Consider the following 20,794-nt stretch of genomic DNA (forward strand, 5'->3'; position numbering starts at 1 on the left):
TTTACTCCACATTTGCGATGTACCAGTCCGTTGCCGGACGGATCTGAAGGCGGGTGCCTTGCGGGATGGTGATGATGGGTTGCAGCGAGAGCGTCTCTTCAAGGACGCTGGCGCTGATTTCTCCAAAGCGGGTCGAGAGTTCCTCGGCAGCTTTTTCAGCAGCCGCGGTTGCAACTTCGCCGTCGCTTTCTTCTGATTTTGTGGTGGCGGCGGCATAGCGAACAGCCGTCGAAATCCCGGTCAGCATGAAGGCGCTGCCATAGCGTTCCCAGAAGCGGCGATCCACTTCACCAGCAGCCCCTTGGCGGCCTTGAATGTCACTGATCGGGGATGCGAGCTGGCGGATCTCGGCCCGGTGTCCGGCAATCAGGATGCGTTCGCAGGCAATGGAGAGGCGCGAGCTGCCCATATCCTTGGGCGGGTCATAATTGCAGATCAGTCGGGACCCTTTGGGGATCAGAACATTGCGCCCGTGATAGCCATAGACATCACGGGCTGACTGGACGATCACAGTGCCGGTTGCATCGCCGCCAACCTGACTGTTGATCCCGGTTTCAAGGATCACGGTGATATAGCGATCTGCCGTAATGATCCGACTGTTATCGACAGGAAGTGTGGATGTCCGGCGCGGCCCTTCATAATCCGCCTTGTCGTTTTCGCCGACCGGCAGGTCGAGAGGATCCATGGGCGCTGGTGCGCTGATGTCGGGCAGGGCAGTATGACCAGAAGCACCGGCCATCTCATCAGACTGCCACGCCGGGGTGCCCCAGTCTGACGACAAGGAAACGCGATGTTGCCAGGCAGCCTCCAAGGCCATGCGATAAGGATCCGGCGCGGGAGGTTCAGGAACAGGTTCAGGTTCTTGAACGGGCTCTGGTGCCGGTGCAGGCTTTGGTTCCGGCTTTGCCTCCTTGATGATGATTGGTGGCATCGATGGGGCAGGAGCTGCTGGTACTGGTGGCGGCGGGGCCGGAAGAGCCCAGACCGATGGATCATCAGCTGGCAGGGTTGGCGGTTCATTGACGACCGGTTCGGCACATACACCCCCAAAGGTCAGGCCGAGCACCAGTGCGACATCACAAAATGCACTCATGCGCCTTCCCCGGTATATTCAACACAAAGGAAGCTCTTGCCGCTTTTGAGCGTGATCAGCGGTCGGGTGCTTTCGATGATGTAGGTCTCACCCTGCACACGGGTATTGACCAGCTCATCTATGCCATCAACCACCACATAGGCAGTTGGCAGTTCGATATCCTTCCAGCGCTTGCCAAAGCGGATATAGGTGAAGTGGTCATCCCGAAAGACTGTCTCCGGGCGGAGGGTCTCATCGCCCCAGAGATCATATTCACCCCAGCCATGCAGGGCGTTCGGATCGAACGGGGATTGCGCAACAAAGTCGCCTTCAGGTGTGCCCGGATTGGTGTCGCTCAGTTCGGCAATCGCGGTATCGATAGCTGCAGACTTGTTGCCAAGCCCTGGAACAGACATCGCCGGAAGGCTGGCTTTACCTATGTCGTCAAAGCCAGCAACTGCCGGATCGCTTTCGATCTGAACGGATCCTTCAATCCGCACAATCAGATCGGGCACATTGACCGAGTTGAAGCTCTCCGCCCTCAGATAAAACGGATAAACAGCACCTGATTTACCATAGACGACAAGTGAGGTGTCATAACCGTATCCGCTGGGGCGCACAGCCAAACGCCGTTCACCGCGTGGTTTGACAGAAAACCCGCCATCATCGCCAAGATCGACCGCTTCAATCTTCTCACCGCGTGGTAGTTCAAGCACGGTGACCATGAACTCGCGGGTGCGGATCTTGTAGGTACAATCATCACACAGATCGGTCGCATAAACGGCTTCACTCGGGTCTGCATCATCCCACACATCCTGAACCTGTCCGCTGGTACGCGGACGACTCATTGCGTTGAAGTAGCCTTCATTCTGATCGCGGGCCTGATCGACCACGCTGTCAGGGACGGGCATGGAAGGGGCAGATTGTTGTGGCGAACCAGGCACGCCAGAAAACGGCTGCTGTGATTGACCCGGCATCGGCGGGCGTGCGGCTGTTTGCGCATTGGCGCGTTGATAGCCAAGCACGAGGACGGCCAAAATCAGGCTGCCCAGAACAAGATGGAAAACAAGATTACTCAGGCGTTTCATGACGCACCTCTTTCTCTCAGCACCATGTCGAGCACGGTGACGCCAAAGGGATTTGTGTATTTGTCGGCTTCGGAGACGTTCTGTTGGCGGGTTGCCAGCGTCAGATAGGCGCGCAAGGCTTTGCGCGAGATCTCTTTGCCGCGACGGTGATCAATCTGGATGAAATCGACCGCGTATTTATGGTCTGATGACAGGGTTGCGATGGGATCGATGGAAACGATCCGCACTTCACGCTCGATGCCTTTTTCAAGGGCCTCGGTGATCAGGCCACTATCGATCCGCTCGCGTTTGAAGCGTTCCCAGAAGCTGGCATCAGACAGTCTGGATGCTTCGCGCTGGCGCTCTTGCTGTGTGACTGGATCAATCTCGTTGGTGATCAGAACGAAACGCTTTGCCTGGGCTTCAAGAAAGACTTCGAAACCTTCGACCTTCTTGCTAACCGGTTCGACAACATAAGTGCGGTCATCCGGGCCATATGTCCGGACCAGAGCAATCGCGGTTTCCTTGAGGGGTACGAGATGCGCAACGGTTTGCACCAGAACCACGACGCCAGCGCCAAGCACAATGTTGGTCCCGGCAGACAGGCGAAGCATCCAGGCGAGCCTGCGATGGCTGGCCTGAAAGCTGAAAGGATCTGCAGCAACGGTGGCTTTATGCGTTGAGGGCACTTTGACCAACGACTTGCGCCCGTTATCGCGTTTGCCGATGCGCCCTAGCCAAGCCATGAGAAACCCTCGCCATTGAACTCAACCGGATCGCAGACACAGGGGCTGAGTTTCATTTCATCGGTTCCGGTCCCGTCCTTGGGGATCTCGCGGTCTTTTGAAACGGAGACACAGCCTGACAGAAGAACGACAAGGCACAGCATTGGGACGAAATGTTTGGGGATCAGGCGCATGGCTGCGATCCTTTCTGATTGGTGGCGGTCGGGGAGGATGAAGCGCCCAAGCCAAGAACAAGTCTGGCAAGGGCAAGGACGATGGATAGGGCGATCCAGATATGAACGGCACTGCGCATCAGACCGGCCAACTGCTCTGCATCGACTTCGCGAAGGGCCATGACGAAGACGATCACACTTTCTGGCGAAAACATGCCGGTCAGAACCAGCAGCCAGAGTGCGACGAGGGGAAAAGCGGCGATGGTCAGAACGAGATCACGCAGGAATTTCTTGAGACGGTTCATGGCTTTCCTCCCCGATCAAAGGTCGGTGTCTTGAGGCGTTCCACGACGGCATTCTTGGCGGCAACGAGACTGTCTTTGGCAGCTCCTGCCGCTCCAACCGGATTGCGGGCGGCGCCCGCACCAAGGAGAACAGCATCAAGTGCCGCAGAAGCACCGCCCGGCGCGTATTTCTTGGCGGCATTGACAAGGGAAAGACCGGTTGCGGTCATGCCTGCGGTAATGACGGCAGCGGCCTGATTGGTCAGCTGGGATCCGGCAATCGAGTTGGCCATGCCGGTTGCCTCAGCCATAAAGGCTGTGCCCATCCAGCCAAGAACAATCGCAACCCACAGGCCCGGATTGTCGATTGATGTTATCTCACGAACATTCTCGGTGTTCTGGATGTCAAGCGAAGCGGCACCATATAGACACAGTGCCAGAGCCAGTGTTGAGCCGAACAGCACCATGAAGGCGGCGAAGACGGTTCGAACTCCCGTGATCGCCATGCCGCGTCCCCAACCAAAGCCGACGGCAAGCATCAGGATTGGAGAGAGGGCCGAGAACATCATCACGCGGAAGATGCTGACCACTACCTGGCTGAAATAAACAATGATCAGGATGATGTAGGGTAGGGCGAGCAGTACGCCGTAAACCCCGGCCATCAGATTGCCGAGCGAAATTGAAGCCCAGATCTCAAAGGCGATGCGAAGTACGCTCATCAAGCCTTGTTCGGCGACATAGACCAGCTGCGCCATACCACCCAGCGAAGAGGCTTCGCTAGGAATTTTGGCGCTTGCGATGCCACCTTCCATCCCGGCAGATAGCACCACCCCGGCAGCACTACCCATCGTTGATAAAGCCATCTGATAGATGGAATTTACGAGAGTGGGCCCTTGCCCGCCGAGCAGCAGACCGGCTATAGTAATGAAGGCGAATTCATGAGCGAATCCAATTAGATCGCCCTTTCCCATGATCATCTTGCCGCCATGAATGACGATCCATAGGCCAACGACGGAGAGATAGATGAACCACATGGGTTCGAGCAGCACAGTGCTCAGGTTCTGGGTGAAACTGTTTGCCAGATCGACGTATTCCGTCACCACATCACACGTCAGGCAGGTGATGTCGTCATCATTCATCGCCGTATTCCTTTTGGTTTTTGGGGGAGCCGCTAACGCGCAGATTTATTCCCAGAAGTCCGACTACTTGGATTGGGATTACGCGGTGTCTCTTTGGACGAACTACACGCGTGCAGACGCTGTTTCCGAGTGGGACCGCGTAATGCCGGTGTATGAAGCGAACAAAGAACTTGTCGTTGGATCGCGAGAGGAAGTTCTGCAGAGATTGGCGAAGCATCCTGAAGGCGACCTCATACAGCGCGGGTATGATCTCCATCGGGTTTATGAGGTTTGGAAGAACGTCTACCGAGCTGTAACCAACAAGGACAAAGCATTTGCCTGGAACGAATGGAGAAAGGCCGGATCTTGTTGGACGATGGAGCAGCGAAACGTTTTCACGCATTCGTGCCGCGATCTTCCCGATTGGCGTACCAAGAATGATGTGAAACGCGACAACACGTTTTTGGCAGGAAAGTAAGCCGATCATTCTGCCGCCTCCGCATCTTCACGCTGCTGGGGCGGCAGGTATTGCAGCAACATGGTTGACTGGATTTTGACCAGTTGCGCCATGAGCTGCTGCTGTTGAACCTGCTGGCGATTAGACATCGCCATCCATTTGGCAATTGCCATCAGAAGACGCTTCATATCCGCCGCACCGTTGGTTCTAGCCTCAAGCTCTTCAATGGCTTGTTGAATTTCTTCTGCGCTTTGAACAGTCAGATCGCTCTGCGCCAAGCCGGTTGTGACGGCATCCTTGGCCAGCTCTTCGCGTCTGGCTTCGACCATGGCACGGGCTTGTTGTTGTGCCTTCCATTTGGCCTTGTTGACGGGGTGATCCGGATTGGACCAGACACCACTGCCGGAACCTGAGCCATTGTTGCTGCCAGCGAACTCGCTGCCTTCCGGGAAAGTCCAGGTTGAGGGATCGTTCGGATCAAACCAAAGCGACTGGCGATAGATGCTTCGACCCTCGCAGATGCTAAAGAAGTCGAGATCATCGAGATTCATGCCTGGCATCAGACCAGACAGGTCCGGCGTCAGACATTGAACGTCGCGCATGATCCGGTTGGTGAGCTTCTGCATGTTCAGCACGGGCAGGGTGATCTGCCCCATGGCCCCGATGGCATCAATCGTGCCCTGGGCCTGAGCGCTCAATTTGGTCAGCCATTCAGTATGTTGCTTGAGCTGATCAATCTGCTTTTGCATTTTGCTGAGCTGCTCGCCGAGTTTGGCAATGGCAGACACATCGATCACCGGATAGGTGGCGTAGGCAATTGCCGGGGTCGCCAGAACAATCCCGAACGCAAGAGCGACAGAACGAAGACGCCTGTTCATGATCGACCTCCTGCCAGAAGAAGGACAAGCATGAAGATCAGGACAACACTGGTAGCGAGCGGCCAATGCATCATCGCAATCAGGCCAACAGCACCAACGAGGCTGGTTACAGCCATCATTAAAAGGGATTGTTTGATCATGTCCGGGTGATCGCAGTTGCTTACAGATGGCTTGGCCATGCGTCCCCCCATTTGCGTTGAGTGGTGGCTAGGTCGTTATTGGCATCCGGCCCGGAACGGTAGAACCGTGCAGCATCGCCAAGTGGTGTCAGATCGACATCAAGAATGGCGCTTTCCTCAAAGCCGCTTGCCTCATCGCGCTTGATGATCAGAACCCGCCGATCATTCTTCTTGCGTGACCGCGTGCGGCCCTGGACAAACAGCTTTTGCTCTTCATTGAGATTGAACGGCTTGAGGCTTTCTTCCGTCACCTTGGAGTTCGGGAAGAAGATCATGGTGGCGGTGTTCTCGATGATCGCCTCAGCGGCCCCGGTTTTGCCCAGACCTGCCGGATCCTGGAACGCCATGCCAACCGCACCGCCAAGCTTGCGATATTCGCGATACATCTCGGCACCGAGATCGCGAAAGCCGGGGTTGGAAAGCAGCTTGGCCGCTTCATCAATGAAGATGACAAAACCACCATTACGCCCGGCAACAGATTTACTGATAGCCTCCGAGATATGACCAACCACTGGCCCACCGAGTGCCGGATCGGCCAGCGCCTCATTCATGTTGATGCCAACCATGTGTGACTGGTTCAGAAAACCGCCAAGGCTGTCATGCGGGGCGTTGAAGATGTGGCTGCGAAGACCTGTATTGCCCTTGTCGTCCGTCACCCATTGCGCGAAGGCGCGACGAAGCGCAGAGCGACGGGCAAAGGCAAAGGGATAGATGGCATTAAGCGTGCGGTGTGGTGGTTCAATCTGGAATGCGAGATCGACGGCATGATTAAGCGCATCGATGTCACCGTCTTCGAGATCTATTCCGGCAAGTGACTTGAGGATCGCATAGACACGTTCACGGTTCTTTGGCGTGTCATCGCCAACATCCAGTGGGTTGAGCGACAATCCATCATAGGCTTGATAAAGACCGCCCATGGCTTCGACCATGAAGCGCGTGCCTTCCTTGGAATCAAAGATGTAGGACCGCACATTCTCAAACTTCGCAAGACCACCCATCAGATGCATGATCAGGGTGGATTTACCGACCCCGGAGGGTGCAAAGACCAGAAAGTTGCCAAGTGAGAACGGCTTGTTGACCACCTGAAACTGGAACGCATAGGACTGGCCGGTCGGTGTTTTAAACAAGCGCACTGGTGCCGGGCCAAACTGGCTGGCCAACATACCGGTTGCGGAATGCGGCAAAGCCCAAAGGGCTGCGATATTCTGATCGCGCAGATCCAGCGGGGCCATGAACTGACTGCCAGGCAATCTGATCTTGCGTTTGGAAACGACAGGCAGGCGATTAAACCAGCAGACAGGTGCACCTTTGGTTTGCACCGCATAGCCGATCCGCTTGTTACCAAGGATTTCTGTGATCTCGCGAATAAGGACGTTGAGTTTTTCCTCGGTTTCGGCGCGTGGAATGATCTGGAACTGCGTGGCGAAAAGGGCTGTTTTGCCTTCGGCCAAAAGGTCGAGCAGGGTCGAGACTTCTGCTGCTGCTGCCGGATTGCCAAACCAGGAGTTAGATTCACCCGCCATGCGGCGCTTGTTGACCAGCATTGCCTGATCACTGCCCCAGGGATCACAGATCTGGCAAATCTCGATATCGCCCTGCAGAGCGAGGATCTCGCCGATCAGATGGCCTGATACCGTTTCTGGCCAGAGTGTAACGGTAATGACCTTTTGGAATTGTCGGGCCAGAACATGGGTTGTGATGGTGCCGGTCACCTTGTCGCAATGAAGGTCAGATGCCGGAAGGTTTGCAGACAGATTATGACTGGTCGCCGGAAGGTCACGGCGATAATCGCCACTGACCAATCCATTGAGAAACCCGGAAAGCAAACAAGGCTGGTCGTCGTCAGAGCGTGCAAGAAGCTCTGGACGATATTCCGAAAGGATGGCCGGGATTTTCTCTTCGGCATCCAGCAAAGGCTGCATGGTCTGCGCCGTTGCCATCAGATACCAGTCGATGAAGTAACTTGATTTATATTGCCGGGCTTCTGCAGTGCCGATCTCATCAAGCACGCTATTGGGCCACTTCGCATGAGCGGCAATCTCACGCTGGCGTTTGATTGCGAACAACCGAACAGTGACTGACCGTTTGCCAAGCTCTTGCAGCAGAGACTGGCGACCGAGCAACAAGGTTTGTTGTTCGGTCTCGATACGGGCGTCATAGCTGGTCCCTTGCAGGTGCCAGATACGCGACAGCGAACCGTCTTTGCCGCGTACAGTGACGCCATCGACCGGATCAATCCCGTCGAGTTCCAACTCGTCCTGCAGCCAGTCTTGCGCAATATCGCCAAGCAAGAAGCGACGACCTGCCGGAACGACCAGTCCGCCTGCCATGCCGGTCACAAGACCAGTGGTGATTACATCGGTCCAGATCATTTGCGTCCTCCCGTGGTCAGGAGCCGCTCGGCTTTGCGGTTGCGCCAAAACATCGGGGTCACCAGCAGATCGCGGTCATAGTTCGGATTGATCCGCTGATGTTTGACGAGATAGATCCAGGCAGCGACAAAGCCCACGATCCCGCCCGGAATAACTAGGGCAGGAAAATCGAACACGACGGGCAGGACAAAACCCAGAACGCCAGCAAGACCGGCAACAAGCAGAAGTGAGATCGGCAGACCGATCAGCGTCATCTGGCGCTGGACCTGAATGAGAACAGCACTGGCGGCTTTCATTTGAGAACCCCCAGAAGACCCGAAGCTATGGCCGGTCCTGCAGTGACCAGAATGCCACCAATCACCATCATGATGCCGCGTTGTGGATCGAGCCTGCCGGTGAAAGCGCCCCAACCGCCATAGACGACCAGGCCAAGACCAAGCGCGATGGCGAAGATCTTGCCAAAGCCTTCGGCCAGAAGTTCAAGGAAAGAAACAACCGGATCCCACCAGTTGCCACCTGTGGTGTCTTGAGCAAAAGCGGGTTCGGTCATTGCCAATGTGGCAAGACCAGCAATGACTGCGATTTTGATAAGGCTGCGTTTGTCCATGGAGTGTTTTCCTTGTCGTCAAATCGTCAAAACGGTGAGGACGCCCAGCGTGAAGACGACGGCGACCAGATTGAGAGCGGTGAGGATGGAGATCAGCTTGACCATCTTGCGAAAGCGGTCCTGGGCCGTATCGGCAAGGCGGGCGGCTTCCTGCATGGCAGACAGACGTTCCCGCACGGCATCGGTCAGAGCTTCATTCTTGAAGTCCTCGATGGCGGCAGTGACATCGTTGGTGAAGGTTTCTGCCTGTGCCTGGATAATCCCGGACAGGGTCCGGTTATGCTGATCGATCAGGCGACGATGCTCGTCGAGCACGACCTTGTGGATGGTGTAGATCATCAGCACCGGATCACCGTCCTCGACGGTGACCTGATGAACTTTCCACAAATGGGTGCGCAGCTCTTCGATGCTGTCCATGGTCAGGGGCGGCGGAGGAGCCTCATCAAGAACGCTGGCCATTACAGCACCGCCTGTTCCATGGCCGACCCAACGCTGCGCCAGGTCATCATCAGGCGTTGGCGCGACATCAGGGGAAAGTCTGCATGGCTGCCTGCCTCATCAAAGGTCAGGCGGGCACGCATCATTTGCTCGATGTCGTGGCCAAAGGTTTCTTTGCGAACCTCGGGTAGGCGCACCAGGGCGTGAATGCGGTTCTTATTTTTCTTGTAAAGTCCGGAATGCTCGAAGCTCTCGACTTCGCCGGATGTGTTCTTGCGTTCGATCCGCCCGAAATACTCATTCAGCCACACGACAACCGGAATATCGGGAACGCTCTGCAGAACCTGATGCAGGCCCTGCATGGTGTCATTCAGTGCCTGCCCACCGGTAAGCACGGTATGGAGGCGAACCTCATGACCGGCCTCTGCCAGCATCTGCAGTGCCTGAGCTTCGACCATATAGCCAAGCAGCGGCAAGAAGGTGCTGGCACCGTTGTCGATCACGACAACGCCGTCTTCCGGGCCAGTCATGATCTGTTCGATCAGGGCATCGAAATAGCGCGGATTGATCTCGTCGGGACGTTCGCCGAGGCGAATGGTTTCGACGGGGAAAGCCTTGTATCCGGCAAAGGTTTGGTTGACCGGATCGGTGTCATAGCAATGAAGCGGGGTTTCGCGTTTGAGGTAATGCTGCGCAAGAAGGCTTGCGACAAACGACTTGCCGACCCCTCCCTTGCCCTGAAGGGTAAGATTAATCAACGCCATCGGCGATAACTCCATCTGAAATGATAATTTTGAAGCCCAGCACAGTGGCGAGGCGGAACACGTGGGCTGCAGACAGATCCGTCCTGCCAGCCTCAAAATCTCGATAGGTGCGTTCGCACACGCCGATACATTCACCGGCACCAGCTTGGGTGAGGTGTTTGCTCTCGCGGGCTTGCCGCAGGCGGGTGTGAAGGGTGAGGTAGTCTGATTGCCAGGAGTTCACGGAGTTTCCTCCGTGTCGTCCGACGATCCTTCCCACAAGCGATCAAGCTCTTCTTGCTCTTCGGCCTTCAGGCTTGGGAGCAAGTTGCTTGTGGCTGGCTTCGACTTCTCAGTCAGGTAGTTCTGGATTGGTTTGCTGGTGCTAGCAGTGGACTGCGCAGAGGTGTTGCGTGTGGACTTCGAGGCTTCAGTGCGCAGTCGTTTAACGCGGTCATAGAATGACCGGCGAGACATTGTGATACGTCCCGATGCACTCAGTTCTTCGTAGATTGTTCTGACCAGAATGCCTTGCTCAAGTTTGCCGAGAATTTCATCTCGCAAAGCAAGGATTTCGATCTTCGCCTGACCCCATTCGGCTGGCATTGTAGGACCCCCATCATGCCGTTAACGACTTGACAAGGATCGGAAATGTATGGTCTCAATTCTCTACCGAGTGCACCAAAATCTGATGTTTCTCGGGGAAAAGAATTGGGCAAACAGGTATGCCCCCGCAACCAAAATGTCAAAGGCTCGCCAGCAGGCGGGCCTTTTGCATTTTTGATTGTCTGGGTAGGTCTTGAGCTTGTGCCCATGAAGGGGATGGCTGCGACCAAAGGGAGCGCTCATAACTTGAAGGCTGAAGACGTATAGAAAACGTGCCAGTGGCACGTTTTTAGGCTGAAGGTCGAGCACGGCGGAGCCGCGCGCAGACTGCGGAGGTTCAAAGGAGCCACAAGCTCACTCCCCATCAATCATCCCATCAACAACACCAGCCTCCATCAGCTCCTCCACGTCCGGGAACCAGATCCCGGTATGCGGGGCGAGAAAGACTTGTTCAAGGAAGCTCTCGGCAATGCCCTGGCTGCGATAAAAGGTGATTTCCTTTTCCTGCTGGCCCTTGATGTCATAAAGCGGGACGGGATAGTTCAGATCGATCTTGTATTGATGGAAGCCCAGCCGGCCATCAGGGCCGAGGTAGCGTTTGGCGCCACCGATAAAGGCGGTCGTGCAGGCGGAGCTGCAATCGGCAAACACATAGGTGTCCAAGCCCCGGTCGCGGATCAGGAAGCCGACACCGCGCCCCTCATAGACATGCCCGCCATCACTGTGAAGGACGATGCCGGTCACTCCCGGATTTTCATCAAGCAGGGTCGCCAACCGCTGCGCCATGCCAAGGGCAAAGATGCCGGTGATGTGAATGCGGTTGTTATCGGGACTAAGCGTCAGCGCATATTGGCTGGCGCGGGCATCTTCAAGCTCGGTGAGGTTGACCGGTATAAACCGCTCCGGGGCGAGGGCACGGAAAGAGGCCGCGATGCTGAGGGCTGTGAAGACCAGAGAAAGCCCGATCACCCCATAACTCACAACGGTCCAGATGTTGGCCAGAATGCTTGATTGATGCTGGGTGGCGCGCAGTACCCCAATCATCTGCCAGACAAAAACAACGCCATGAAAAACAAGAATAAACGCAACCGTCGCGATCAGGGCCGGGATGCGATCAGGGATATAGGGCGGCAGAGTATAGCGATCGGCAAACAGAATCAGGGCTCGGATCAGGATCAGGTTGACGCACAGCGCGAACAATAGCGCGTGTTTTCCCTGCCAATGGTCCCGGAGATATACCAATTGGTTTTTCCCTAAACGGTTGATGTCCTAGCTTAAGGGTGAAAATTTGTTGGTTGCTCTATAAACCAGCACATACCTGAGTGTGATAAGCTGTGTAAGCGCGGCACGTAACATCACCGTATCAGTAATTCAGCTTTGGGTCCTACATTTGCGAGCTCGATTTTACCGTTAGGTAAGCTCCAGTACATTAATCGCAAGGCTTCGTGCCCTTTGGTCAAATGGTATCTCCAAGCCTTTGCCCCATCTGACTGACGAGTAAGTTGCGCCGCCGTGGAAGCGCTTGCTTTTCTGAAAGCATTACAGTTCTCAAGAGCGATGCCTGCCACCAACCGAGCCGTAGAATTTAATGTTGTGTGAGAAAATCGGGCGCTTCTAGCGGCTTGGTTATCTAATAAAGAGTTTAAAAAATAGTCTCCTATTTTAAACGAAGAAACTTTAAGGTCTGGGTTCTGTTCTCCAGTTGCCTTCAGGATTTCATAAGCTTTAACATAAATTGCTAGTTCTAAGTCTTCAGGGGTTTCTGAGGTTTGCCAAACCTCCCAAGCGTTTATATAGTCTTCAATTCGGCATTCTAAATTTACATTTTTGATTGTGCCAGCAAATGAGAAAGGTGTGTTAATATCTGTCTCTAGGCATTCAATTGGTTCGATATCGTGTATTTGCCCATGAGCATTCACTTGGTAATTACTTGATGGCAAGCATGACAGAACCTCATGTTTTGTTCTCAACAACGAACATGCATGTAACGCTGATACCGTAACACAACGTTCTTCTGCCTCTTGTGCCGCGGGTGCTAAGTCTTGGAGAGGGCTTCCATCAATATTAATATTGCTGCATAATAGATCAGTGATTCCGATAGCATCGTAATCAATAGATCTTTCAATTATGGAAGTTAATCTTGATGAAAGATCATTCGCATTGACAATGTCGTTCTCATCGATGGACGCAAGAAGGTTCTCTAGTCGGTGAGAAAACGGAAAATTATCTGTTGAAGACAGGTAGTCGATGGTTTCTGGATTGATTAAGGTGCGTAAGTGATTTCCAAAATTAGAAAATCTCGACAATTGTAAATATAAAGACAGAAATTTCCTTTTAATGATAGGGTTGTCGCTTTCAAATGCTTCCGTAAAAAATGAGGGTCCAATAGAAATATTTATCGTCATTTTTTGCGGTTCTTAAGTTTTTTGATTGTTGCGGCTTTTATTATTTGTTCGGTTTCTTTGTCTGATTGGTCAAAGAAATCTTTTGGCCATTCAGAGACATTTCCAAAGGCATTTAGAGATATTGGTTTGTAAGACGATACACCGTTGTTGCGTTCGACAAAGTAGATTTTGCTAATGTCGGTTAGTGTCTCATCGGAGAATTCTGCCGTACGTCTTCTTAGCCGCTTAATTAGATACTCGCTATGTGACTCAATGATGCACTGTTTTCCTTGCAGGGAGATCGCAATGAAAAAGTCAGATAGCCTAGCTTGCACCAATGGATGAAGGTGCAGCTCAGGTTGTTCAAAAATTAGAATGGAGCCATCTTCCGATAAGAGTGACATTATAATAATTGGAAGGACTTGGCTTACTCCAACGCCAACATTTGTTAGGTCGTGGGTCTTATTGACCCCTTTTGTCTTGACCTGCATTTCATGCCCGAATTTTCCCTTGTCCGATGTGGAGACATCTTCTGCAACTCCTAGATAAGAAAGCCATCGTTGGGCTGCGTCGTGTAAGGTATCCGAATCTGTAAATTCGGGGATTTTGCCGTTTTCAATTGCTTCGGGGCGGATGTATTCAACCAATCTATCTCGATTCAGCTCTAGAACAGCAGCTGTGTGTTCTCCACGGTATCCAATATCAAGTGGGTTTACGAGAGCTTCAAGGGGATACAGGGGTTTGGGGTCATCTCTTAAGGGGCCAAGATACTTAATTGATCTGGCAAAGAAGCGGTTTGAGTAGGCGGCCGCTTCTCTCAAAACACTAGGCCGTTTGCTAATGTGCTCTAGCCTGTTGATGTTGTCCTCAGTTAGCATGTTTAATAGTGCTGGCGCTAAGTCTTGAAGTGCGCTTCGGAGCTTTCTATATGGGACGTTATTGTTGTTTAGTACGCTGCCAAATTGTGGCGCTGGCTGGAACCTTGCAAATCCTCTCGGAGCGTCCGGTAGGAATTGATCAAGTATGAGTTTTACCACCTCTCTGCTGGTAAATTTTCGTTGATCATCTATTTGCACGCGAAGCGGTGCATTTGGGCTGTTGAATAAATCGTCGAATGAAATTTGTTGAGACAAGTAATTTAATATGTCGGCAACAATTTTTCCGGGTATTTGTGCTTGTTGTGCTCTTGATCTTGACCTATGTGACGTTGATAGTGTGCAGATATCATCCACAATAATATTAGCTTCGGTGATTGATGCGTTAAACTCTACGGTGAATTTACTTGGCATGAAGTGAACTGTATCGGCGCTTACAATTTTGGGAGATGCAAGGCCTTCAATAATATCTTGCTCCAGCTCGTTGCTTAGGTTTCCAACTGAATATTGGTGTCGTGAAGTAGCCGGGATGTCTGCAAAATTTATGTTGTCTTCGTCTGATCCATAGCTTTTCCCGCTGGCAGAGTGGATGGTTACACTCGTGTTTGCAGCCTGATGTTCTTTGAATACTTCCTCAAAGAAACCATCCTCGACTTCAATGATATCTGCGTATTGCTCTGCTTGAGGTTGGAGAGATACGCTGGAAAAGTTTAGCTTTGGTTGCAGTTGGGATAGCTCGGATAGCGGATCGTCCACAGAGAAGCCGGCTTCAAATGTAAGTTTGTCAAATGATTCTAGTTCTATTCCTGTGTTTCGCAAATTGTATGCGAGACTGTAGCTGGACTTAGTTTTAGGTTTTGGAGAGAGATCTAAACAATAACCAAATGTTATTTGGTTGTTGTTTAGGGTAGTGTGTAAAACGTCGTCAAACCGGCCCAGTTTCAGGATCGGTCCATTAAGTGTGAGTGGCCTATTCGTCGGTGCATACTGAACCGTTTGTTTTAATAGTAAAATACTCTGGAGAATGGTGCTCTTCCCACTACTATTTGCTCCCACAAATACCGTAAGAGGGGAGAGATCAATGTTTATCCTATCTCCGATTGACTTGAAGCCCTCGACCGACCAGCGTTTCAACAACTTACTTATATCCTATTCTGAAGCTACATCTTAAAGTTTAGTGGGTGTAGACTTCTAAAACAATTGAATTTTACTGAGATAAGGCGTCAACTGCCAAAAAAACACCCCCGGCCTAACGACCGGGGGTGTTCTCACATCAGAGCCCAAAAGCTCCAATCCAAATCACATCAGGCGATCAGCCTTCACGCCAGATCAAAACGATCGGCGTTCATGACTTTGGTCCAAGCCGCAACGAAGTCCTTGACGAACTTCTCGTGGTTGTCGTCCTGGGCGTAGACTTCGGCGTAGGCGCGTAGGATCGAGTTGGAGCCAAACACCAGATCCACGCGGGTGGCAGTGAATTTGGTGTCGCCGGATTTGCGATCAACGATGTTGTACAGGTTATCGCCAGCCGGTTTCCAGCTATAGGCCATGTCGGTCAGGTTGACGAAGAAGTCGTTCGAGAGAACGCCAACCCGGTCGGTGAAGACACCGTGTTTGGTGCCGCCATGGTTGGTGCCGAGCGCGCGCATACCACCGATGAGCACGGTCATTTCATGGGCGGTCAGGCCCATGAGCTGTGCACGGTCGAGCAGCATTTCTTCCGGTGAGACGACATAGTCCTTTTTCGACCAGTTGCGGAAGCCGTCCGCCAGCGGCTCAAGCACGTCGAAGCTGTCGGCATCGGTCATTTCATCGGTTGCGTCACCCCGGCCCGGTGCGAACGGGACGGTGATGTTAAAGCCGGCATCATGCGCGGCCTTTTCAACCGCAGCCGAACCGGCAAGCACGATGAGGTCAGCGATCGAGACTTTCTTGGCAAGGCCTGCCTGGAAGTCCTCAAGGGTTTTGAGAACCTTGGCAAGGCGTGCGGGTTCGTTGCCTTCCCAATTCTTCTGCGGCGCCAGACGGATGCGCGCCCCATTGGCACCACCCCGGCGGTCCGACCCACGATAGGTGCGGGCACTATCCCAGGCGGTGTTGATCAGATCGGTCGCGGATAGGCCAAGACCCAGCAGCTTGGATTTGAGATCGGCGATCTCGGCATCGTTGAGGGTGTAATCAACAGCCGGGATCGGGTCCTGCCAGATCAGGTCTTCTTCCGGAACATCCGGGCCGAGATAGCAGGCCTTCGGGCCCATATCACGGTGGGTCAGCTTGAACCATGCGCGGGCAAAGCAATCGGAGAAGTATTCAAAGTCGTTATTGAATTTCTCGATGATGGCGCGATAGGTCGGGTCCATCTTCATCGCCATGTCGGCATCGGTCATGATCGGCATGCGACGGATCGACGGATCTTCGACGTCAACCGGCATGTGTTCTTCCGCAATACCGATCGGTTCCCACTGGTTGGCGCCAGCCGGGCTTTTCTTGAGTTCCCACTCATAACCCAGCAGCAGTTCGCAATAGCCGTTATCCCACTTGGTCGGGTGGGTGGTCCAGGCACCTTCGATGCCCGACGTCACGGTATCGCGGCCAATGCCACGCTTGGTGTGGTTCATCCAGCCAAAGCCCTGCTCATGGACGTCGGCGGCTTCGGGTTCGGCTTCAAGCAGTGCGGCGTCGCCATTGCCGTGGGTTTTACCAACGGTGTGGCCACCGACGGTGAGGGCCGCGGTTTCTTCGTCATTCATTGCCATACGGGCAAAGGTTTCACGCACCTGACCGGCGGTTTTGAGCGGGTCTGGCTGACCATTCACGCCTTCGGGGTTTACATAAATCAGGCCCATCTGAACAGCCGCCAGCGGGTTTTCCATGGTTTCGGGATTTGACACATCGTCATAACGATTGTCGCTTGGTGCGAGCCATTCGCGTTCCGCACCCCAATAGGTGTCCTTTTCCGGGTGCCAGATATCTTCGCGGCCACCGGCAAAGCCAAAGACCTTAAGACCCATCGACTCATAAGCCATGGTGCCGGCGAGAATGATCAGGTCGGCCCAGGAAAGCTTGTTGCCGTATTTCTTTTTGATTGGCCAGAGAAGACGACGCGCCTTATCAAGGTTGACGTTATCAGGCCAGGAGTTCAGCGGGGCAAAACGCAGGTTGCCCTTACCACCACCGCCACGGCCATCGGCCAAGCGGTACGACCCGGCAGAGTGCCACGCCATACGGATCATCAGACCACCATAATGGCCCCAGTCGGCCGGCCACCATTCCTGGCTGTCGGTCATGAGGTTTTTGATGTCGGTCTTGACGGCTTCAAGGTCGAGCTTTTTGAATTCTTCAGCATAGTTGAAGTCTTCACCATAGGGATTCACCTTGGTGTCGTGCTGATGAAGAATGTCGAGATTAAGGGTTTTCGGCCACCAATCGGTGGCGGTTTTGCCGGTCTCGGTCATGCCACCATGCATTACCGGACATTTCCCTGCGGTATGTTTTCCGTCCATTTTTTCTCTCTCCGTCGTGGCTGAGATGTTTTAAACAGCTCCTGGACCCGTATCGCGTTGATCGCGCGGTAGATGGGGCGCTTTGCTTGGTTGCGCCCGTATCGTTATTTCTCCCTGAGGTGATTTAACCAAAACCACCGCGATGAAACCAGAATTTATGCGTTAAGGTTTCATGTTGTAGGTAATGCTCAACTCAAAGATCGCAATGCGATGCAGATCATTCAATCCGATGCGACGGGTTTCCCTCATCGCTACGAGAAGGCTAACAACAGCCAATATGATAGGGGAAATAGTTATTTCATGTGTTTTTGATAGTTTTTATCGATAATTGCTTGAGATGGGCTGAAAGCCTTGGTTTGTGGCGGTTGTTGGTTGGGGCCGTGACATTTGTTCTCAGTCGGTTAGACTGTGTTCCAGTTCACAATCTTCGTTCCGGATTTTCCTGATCCTGGATGTTGCCTGCCCACCACACTGCCTTGATGCAGCCCCACAGAAAGCGGAAATCCCGACATGTCTCATTCTTCAAAAGGTGCCATTTACATGGCAGCAGCGGCCAATCTGTTGATTGCTGTAGCGAAGTTTGGCGGGGCGGCGATTACCGGCTCTGCCGCGATGATGTCGGAAGGCATTCATTCGCTGGTCGATACCGGCAATCAGGGGCTTTTGCTTTTGGGGTTGCGGCTTTCGACCCGCGAGCCGGATGAACGGCATCCGCTGGGCTATGGCAAGGAAACCTATTTCTGGTCGTTTCTGGTGGCGGTGATGATTTTCGGGCTCGGCGCCGGTGTTTCGATCTGGGAAGGGGTGGACAAGATCATCCATCCGCATGCGCTTGATGTGCATGTGGTGGCAGTGCTTGGCGGGTTTGATGTTAGGACCTATCACGTGGTGTTTTCGATCCTGGCGGTTGCCATTGTGCTGGAAGGCATAGCGTTTCGCACGGCTTACCTGACGTTTCGCGCACAGCACCCCGATATGCCGCTGGTCAAGGCAGTACGCAGCAGCAAGGACCCGACGGTGTTTGTCATTTTGTTTGAGGATTCAGCCGCGTTACTCGGCCTTGTCGTGGCCTGTGTGGGGATTGCGGCGGCCTATTTGTTTGAGATGCCGGTACTTGATGGGCTGGCATCGGTGATGATCGGGCTTATTCTGGCGGTCACGGCCTTCATGCTTGCGGTCGAGTGCAAGGGGCTTCTGATTGGTGAAAGTGCCAATCGCCAAAGCCGGAAAATGATTGCCGACATGGTCGCGGCCATTCCGGGCATCCTTAAGGTGAATGAGATCATTACCCTGCATCACGGGCCGCAAAGCCTGATGGTGTGTGTCAGTGTCGATTTCGCGGACAAGGTGACCTCCCCACAGGTCGAAGCGGCTGTCAGCCGATTGGAAAGCGAAATTCGCGCGGCGATCCCCGAAGTTTCCAAGGTGTTTATCGAAGCACAAAGCTGGACCGGGCATCAGGATCTTCTGAAGCAAGCCCGCGCGGCCGAGGACGCACACGGCGCAGAACATCCAGCTTAAGGTCGCATTGTTGCAAACGGCATCCGCGCGCATTGACCGCGGGTCTGCGCAATAGTATGAGGAATAAAACCAACACCAAAATTCGAGGGCAGGGTGAGCGCGCTAAATCAGGATTACGGAACGTCTCTGTCATGGATTGCTGTTGATTGGGGGACCTCCAACCTGCGGGTCTGGGCGATGGATGATAACGCTAACATCCTTGGTTCTGCTGAAAGCCCGCTTGGCATGAATGCGATTGCCGGTGACCCGAAGCTTTCCTTTGAAGCGGTGCTGATTGATCTGATTGACGCTTGGCTTGCCAAGGACATGGTCGGATTGCCCGTCGTGATTTGCGGTATGGCCGGGGCCAAGCAGGGCTGGCTGGAAGCACCTTATTGCGACGTGCCGGCACGGCCTGCGGACCTGGCAAAAGGTGCGATGAAACCGGATGTGAGGGATCCTCGCATTTCGGTGTTTATTCTGCCCGGACTGTGCCAGCGCGGGGATGCTGATGTCATGCGCGGCGAGGAAACCCAGTTGGTTGGCTTCATGGCCGCCCATCCGGAGTTTGCCGGCTGGGTCTGTTTGCCGGGTACGCATTCGAAGTGGGCGCGCATTTCGGGCGCGGAGATTACCGCCTTTCGCACCTATATGAGTGGTGAGGTGTTTGCCCTGCTGTCGCAACACTCCATCCTGCGCCATTCGGTGGGTGATGACTGGGACGATGCGGCCTTTGCCGATGCGGTGCGCGCAGCACTTACACAACCGACCGCGTTTTTGCATCGCCTGTTTGGTGTGCGGGCCGCGGCACTTGTGGCACCAGCGGGAGCGTCTGTGGCGCCGGGCGCGTCGGTGCTTTCGGGAACTGTTATCGGGACGGAAATTGCCGATGTGTTGGGACTTTTGCAGCCGGGCGAGAACATCGCGCTGATCGGGGCGGGCAAGCTGGCATCGCTTTATCAGGCAGCCTTGGCCGTGCATGACCACAAGGCCGCCCTGCAGGATGGGGCGGCGATTACACTTTCAGGTTTGGCGCGGGCACACGCGACCCTTGTTTCGACATCGAAGGAAAACTGAGCCATGACATCCTATGTTGCAGAACAGATTACCGATCCGGTGACCGGCAAGGCGCACCGCCGCCTGATCGCGATCCTGCGCGGCGTGCAACCGCATGAGGCCGCCAATATGGCGCGTGCGCTGGTCGATGCCGGCATCACGATGATCGAGGTGCCGCTGAATTCGCCCGAGCCGCTTAAAAGCATTGCGGCGATGAAAGACGCAGTTGGCGACGCCGCCCTCATCGGGGCGGGCACGGTTCTGACCGCCAAGGACGTTGCCGACGTCAAGGCCGCCAAGGGCGAGTTCGTGGTCTCGCCCAATTGCGATATCGACGTGATTGCCAAGACCAAGGAACTTGGCATGGGTTCCTGGCCAGGTGTTTTGACGCCAACCGAATGCTTTGCCGCGATCAAGGCCGGGGCCGACGGGCTGAAGATTTTCCCAGCCAGCATCATCGGGGCCGAGGGCATCAAGGCCATGCGGGCTGTTTTGCCCCAAAGCACGCCAGTTTATGCCGTTGGCGGTGTCGGCCCGGAGGATTTCGCCACCTACGCCAAGGCAGGCTGCGATGGCTTTGGGCTGGGCTCAGGCATCTATAAGCCCGGCATGACGGCGGGTGACGTCTCAAAAGCCGCGATTGCCTATGTCAGCGCCCATGATGCGGTGTTTGGCTGAAGGGCTATTCACCATCTGCAGTGCCTGCAGGTTCCGGAATATTCGGTTTTGAAATAATTCCAAATTGTGGAAGTGCGTT

Annotated in this window: 23 protein-coding genes; 4 read left to right on the forward strand and 19 right to left on the reverse strand. The window is 54.0% G+C overall.

What is annotated here, in order from left to right; translation table 11 throughout:
• Window position 1: 1 nt before the first annotated feature.
• The 6 genes from ACXAF0_RS08290 to ACXAF0_RS08315 are packed head-to-tail and all read right to left on the reverse strand — an operon-like array spanning window position 2 to window position 4,460.
• A complete protein-coding gene (locus tag ACXAF0_RS08290; RefSeq protein WP_475345414.1) occupies window positions 2–1,093 on the reverse strand; it encodes a TraB/TrbI/VirB10 family type IV secretion system protein in 1,092 nt (363 codons plus the stop codon).
• Complete coding sequence (locus ACXAF0_RS08295) at window positions 1,090–2,160, reverse strand: TrbG/VirB9 family P-type conjugative transfer protein (protein ID WP_475345415.1); 1,071 nt, start codon at window positions 2,158–2,160, stop codon at window positions 1,090–1,092. The genes ACXAF0_RS08290 and ACXAF0_RS08295 overlap by 4 nt, the downstream gene beginning before the upstream one ends.
• A complete protein-coding gene (locus tag ACXAF0_RS08300; protein WP_475345416.1) occupies window positions 2,157–2,885 on the reverse strand; it encodes a VirB8 family type IV secretion system protein in 729 nt (242 codons plus the stop codon). The genes ACXAF0_RS08295 and ACXAF0_RS08300 overlap by 4 nt, the downstream gene beginning before the upstream one ends.
• Window positions 2,873–3,058: a hypothetical protein gene (locus ACXAF0_RS08305; protein WP_475345417.1), complete on the reverse strand. Its 186-nt coding sequence runs from the start codon at window positions 3,056–3,058 to the stop codon at window positions 2,873–2,875. The genes ACXAF0_RS08300 and ACXAF0_RS08305 overlap by 13 nt, the downstream gene beginning before the upstream one ends.
• Window positions 3,049–3,342: a hypothetical protein gene (locus ACXAF0_RS08310; protein WP_475345418.1), complete on the reverse strand. Its 294-nt coding sequence runs from the start codon at window positions 3,340–3,342 to the stop codon at window positions 3,049–3,051. Before ACXAF0_RS08310 ends, ACXAF0_RS08305 begins: the two co-directional genes overlap by 10 nt.
• Window positions 3,339–4,460: a hypothetical protein gene (locus ACXAF0_RS08315; RefSeq protein WP_475345419.1), complete on the reverse strand. Its 1,122-nt coding sequence runs from the start codon at window positions 4,458–4,460 to the stop codon at window positions 3,339–3,341. The genes ACXAF0_RS08310 and ACXAF0_RS08315 overlap by 4 nt, the downstream gene beginning before the upstream one ends.
• Between ACXAF0_RS08315 and ACXAF0_RS08320 the strand changes: the two genes are divergently transcribed.
• Window positions 4,444–4,917 (forward strand): hypothetical protein, encoded by a 474-nt coding sequence (locus ACXAF0_RS08320; protein WP_475345420.1) that lies wholly within the window; start codon window positions 4,444–4,446, stop codon window positions 4,915–4,917. The genes ACXAF0_RS08315 and ACXAF0_RS08320 overlap by 17 nt on opposite strands.
• Window positions 4,918–4,922: 5 nt before the next feature.
• Here ACXAF0_RS08320 and ACXAF0_RS08325 read toward each other — a convergent pair whose 3' ends face one another.
• The 13 genes from ACXAF0_RS08325 to katG all read right to left on the reverse strand — a co-directional run bounded on the left by ACXAF0_RS08325 (window position 4,923) and on the right by katG (window position 17,481).
• On the reverse strand, window positions 4,923–5,774 hold the full coding sequence (locus ACXAF0_RS08325; RefSeq protein WP_475345421.1) for a hypothetical protein: 852 nt from the start codon (window positions 5,772–5,774) through the stop codon (window positions 4,923–4,925).
• The gene (locus ACXAF0_RS08330; protein ID WP_213474339.1) at window positions 5,771–5,953 is read right to left on the reverse strand and encodes a hypothetical protein; all 183 of its coding nucleotides are present in this window, start codon (window positions 5,951–5,953) and stop codon (window positions 5,771–5,773) included. The genes ACXAF0_RS08325 and ACXAF0_RS08330 overlap by 4 nt, the downstream gene beginning before the upstream one ends.
• Window positions 5,935–8,325, reverse strand: a complete 2,391-nt coding sequence (locus tag ACXAF0_RS08335) for a VirB4 family type IV secretion system protein (RefSeq protein WP_475345422.1) — start codon at window positions 8,323–8,325, stop codon at window positions 5,935–5,937. The genes ACXAF0_RS08330 and ACXAF0_RS08335 overlap by 19 nt, the downstream gene beginning before the upstream one ends.
• Window positions 8,322–8,621, reverse strand: a complete 300-nt coding sequence (locus ACXAF0_RS08340) for a hypothetical protein (RefSeq protein WP_475345423.1) — start codon at window positions 8,619–8,621, stop codon at window positions 8,322–8,324. The genes ACXAF0_RS08335 and ACXAF0_RS08340 overlap by 4 nt, the downstream gene beginning before the upstream one ends.
• Complete coding sequence (locus ACXAF0_RS08345; RefSeq protein ID WP_475345424.1) at window positions 8,618–8,932, reverse strand: TrbC/VirB2 family protein; 315 nt, start codon at window positions 8,930–8,932, stop codon at window positions 8,618–8,620. The genes ACXAF0_RS08340 and ACXAF0_RS08345 overlap by 4 nt, the downstream gene beginning before the upstream one ends.
• 18 nt (window positions 8,933–8,950) lie before the next feature.
• Window positions 8,951–9,391: a hypothetical protein gene (locus tag ACXAF0_RS08350; protein WP_062952323.1), complete on the reverse strand. Its 441-nt coding sequence runs from the start codon at window positions 9,389–9,391 to the stop codon at window positions 8,951–8,953.
• Entirely contained in the window at window positions 9,391–10,134 is a 744-nt protein-coding gene (locus tag ACXAF0_RS08355; protein ID WP_475345425.1) for a P-loop NTPase family protein, read from the reverse strand. Before ACXAF0_RS08355 ends, ACXAF0_RS08350 begins: the two co-directional genes overlap by 1 nt.
• Entirely contained in the window at window positions 10,121–10,357 is a 237-nt protein-coding gene (locus tag ACXAF0_RS08360; protein ID WP_475345426.1) for a helix-turn-helix transcriptional regulator, read from the reverse strand. Before ACXAF0_RS08360 ends, ACXAF0_RS08355 begins: the two co-directional genes overlap by 14 nt.
• Window positions 10,354–10,719 (reverse strand): hypothetical protein, encoded by a 366-nt coding sequence (locus tag ACXAF0_RS08365; protein ID WP_475345427.1) that lies wholly within the window; start codon window positions 10,717–10,719, stop codon window positions 10,354–10,356. Before ACXAF0_RS08365 ends, ACXAF0_RS08360 begins: the two co-directional genes overlap by 4 nt.
• 354 nt (window positions 10,720–11,073) lie before the next feature.
• Window positions 11,074–11,919, reverse strand: a complete 846-nt coding sequence (locus ACXAF0_RS08370; protein WP_475345428.1) for a COG3904 family protein — start codon at window positions 11,917–11,919, stop codon at window positions 11,074–11,076.
• Window positions 11,920–12,074: 155 nt separating this feature from the next.
• On the reverse strand, window positions 12,075–13,124 hold the full coding sequence (locus tag ACXAF0_RS08375; RefSeq protein ID WP_475345429.1) for a hypothetical protein: 1,050 nt from the start codon (window positions 13,122–13,124) through the stop codon (window positions 12,075–12,077).
• Entirely contained in the window at window positions 13,121–15,112 is a 1,992-nt protein-coding gene (locus ACXAF0_RS08380) for an AAA family ATPase (protein ID WP_297020642.1), read from the reverse strand. The genes ACXAF0_RS08375 and ACXAF0_RS08380 overlap by 4 nt, the downstream gene beginning before the upstream one ends.
• A 185-nt stretch (window positions 15,113–15,297) precedes the next feature.
• The gene (katG, locus tag ACXAF0_RS08385) at window positions 15,298–17,481 is read right to left on the reverse strand and encodes a catalase/peroxidase HPI (protein ID WP_475345430.1); all 2,184 of its coding nucleotides are present in this window, start codon (window positions 17,479–17,481) and stop codon (window positions 15,298–15,300) included.
• Window positions 17,482–17,991: 510 nt separating this feature from the next.
• Here katG and ACXAF0_RS08390 point away from each other — a divergent pair.
• The 3 genes from ACXAF0_RS08390 to ACXAF0_RS08400 all read left to right on the forward strand — a co-directional run bounded on the left by ACXAF0_RS08390 (window position 17,992) and on the right by ACXAF0_RS08400 (window position 20,715).
• Window positions 17,992–19,002 (forward strand): cation diffusion facilitator family transporter, encoded by a 1,011-nt coding sequence (locus ACXAF0_RS08390; RefSeq protein ID WP_475345431.1) that lies wholly within the window; start codon window positions 17,992–17,994, stop codon window positions 19,000–19,002.
• A gap of 93 nt (window positions 19,003–19,095) precedes the next feature.
• Window positions 19,096–20,058: a 2-dehydro-3-deoxygalactonokinase gene (locus tag ACXAF0_RS08395; protein WP_475345432.1), complete on the forward strand. Its 963-nt coding sequence runs from the start codon at window positions 19,096–19,098 to the stop codon at window positions 20,056–20,058.
• Between the two features lie 3 nt (window positions 20,059–20,061).
• The gene (locus ACXAF0_RS08400) at window positions 20,062–20,715 is read left to right on the forward strand and encodes a 2-dehydro-3-deoxy-6-phosphogalactonate aldolase (RefSeq protein WP_475345433.1); all 654 of its coding nucleotides are present in this window, start codon (window positions 20,062–20,064) and stop codon (window positions 20,713–20,715) included.
• Window positions 20,716–20,794 lie beyond the last annotated feature (79 nt).

This window comes from Thalassospira sp. ABD4_177 (assembly GCF_056160125.1).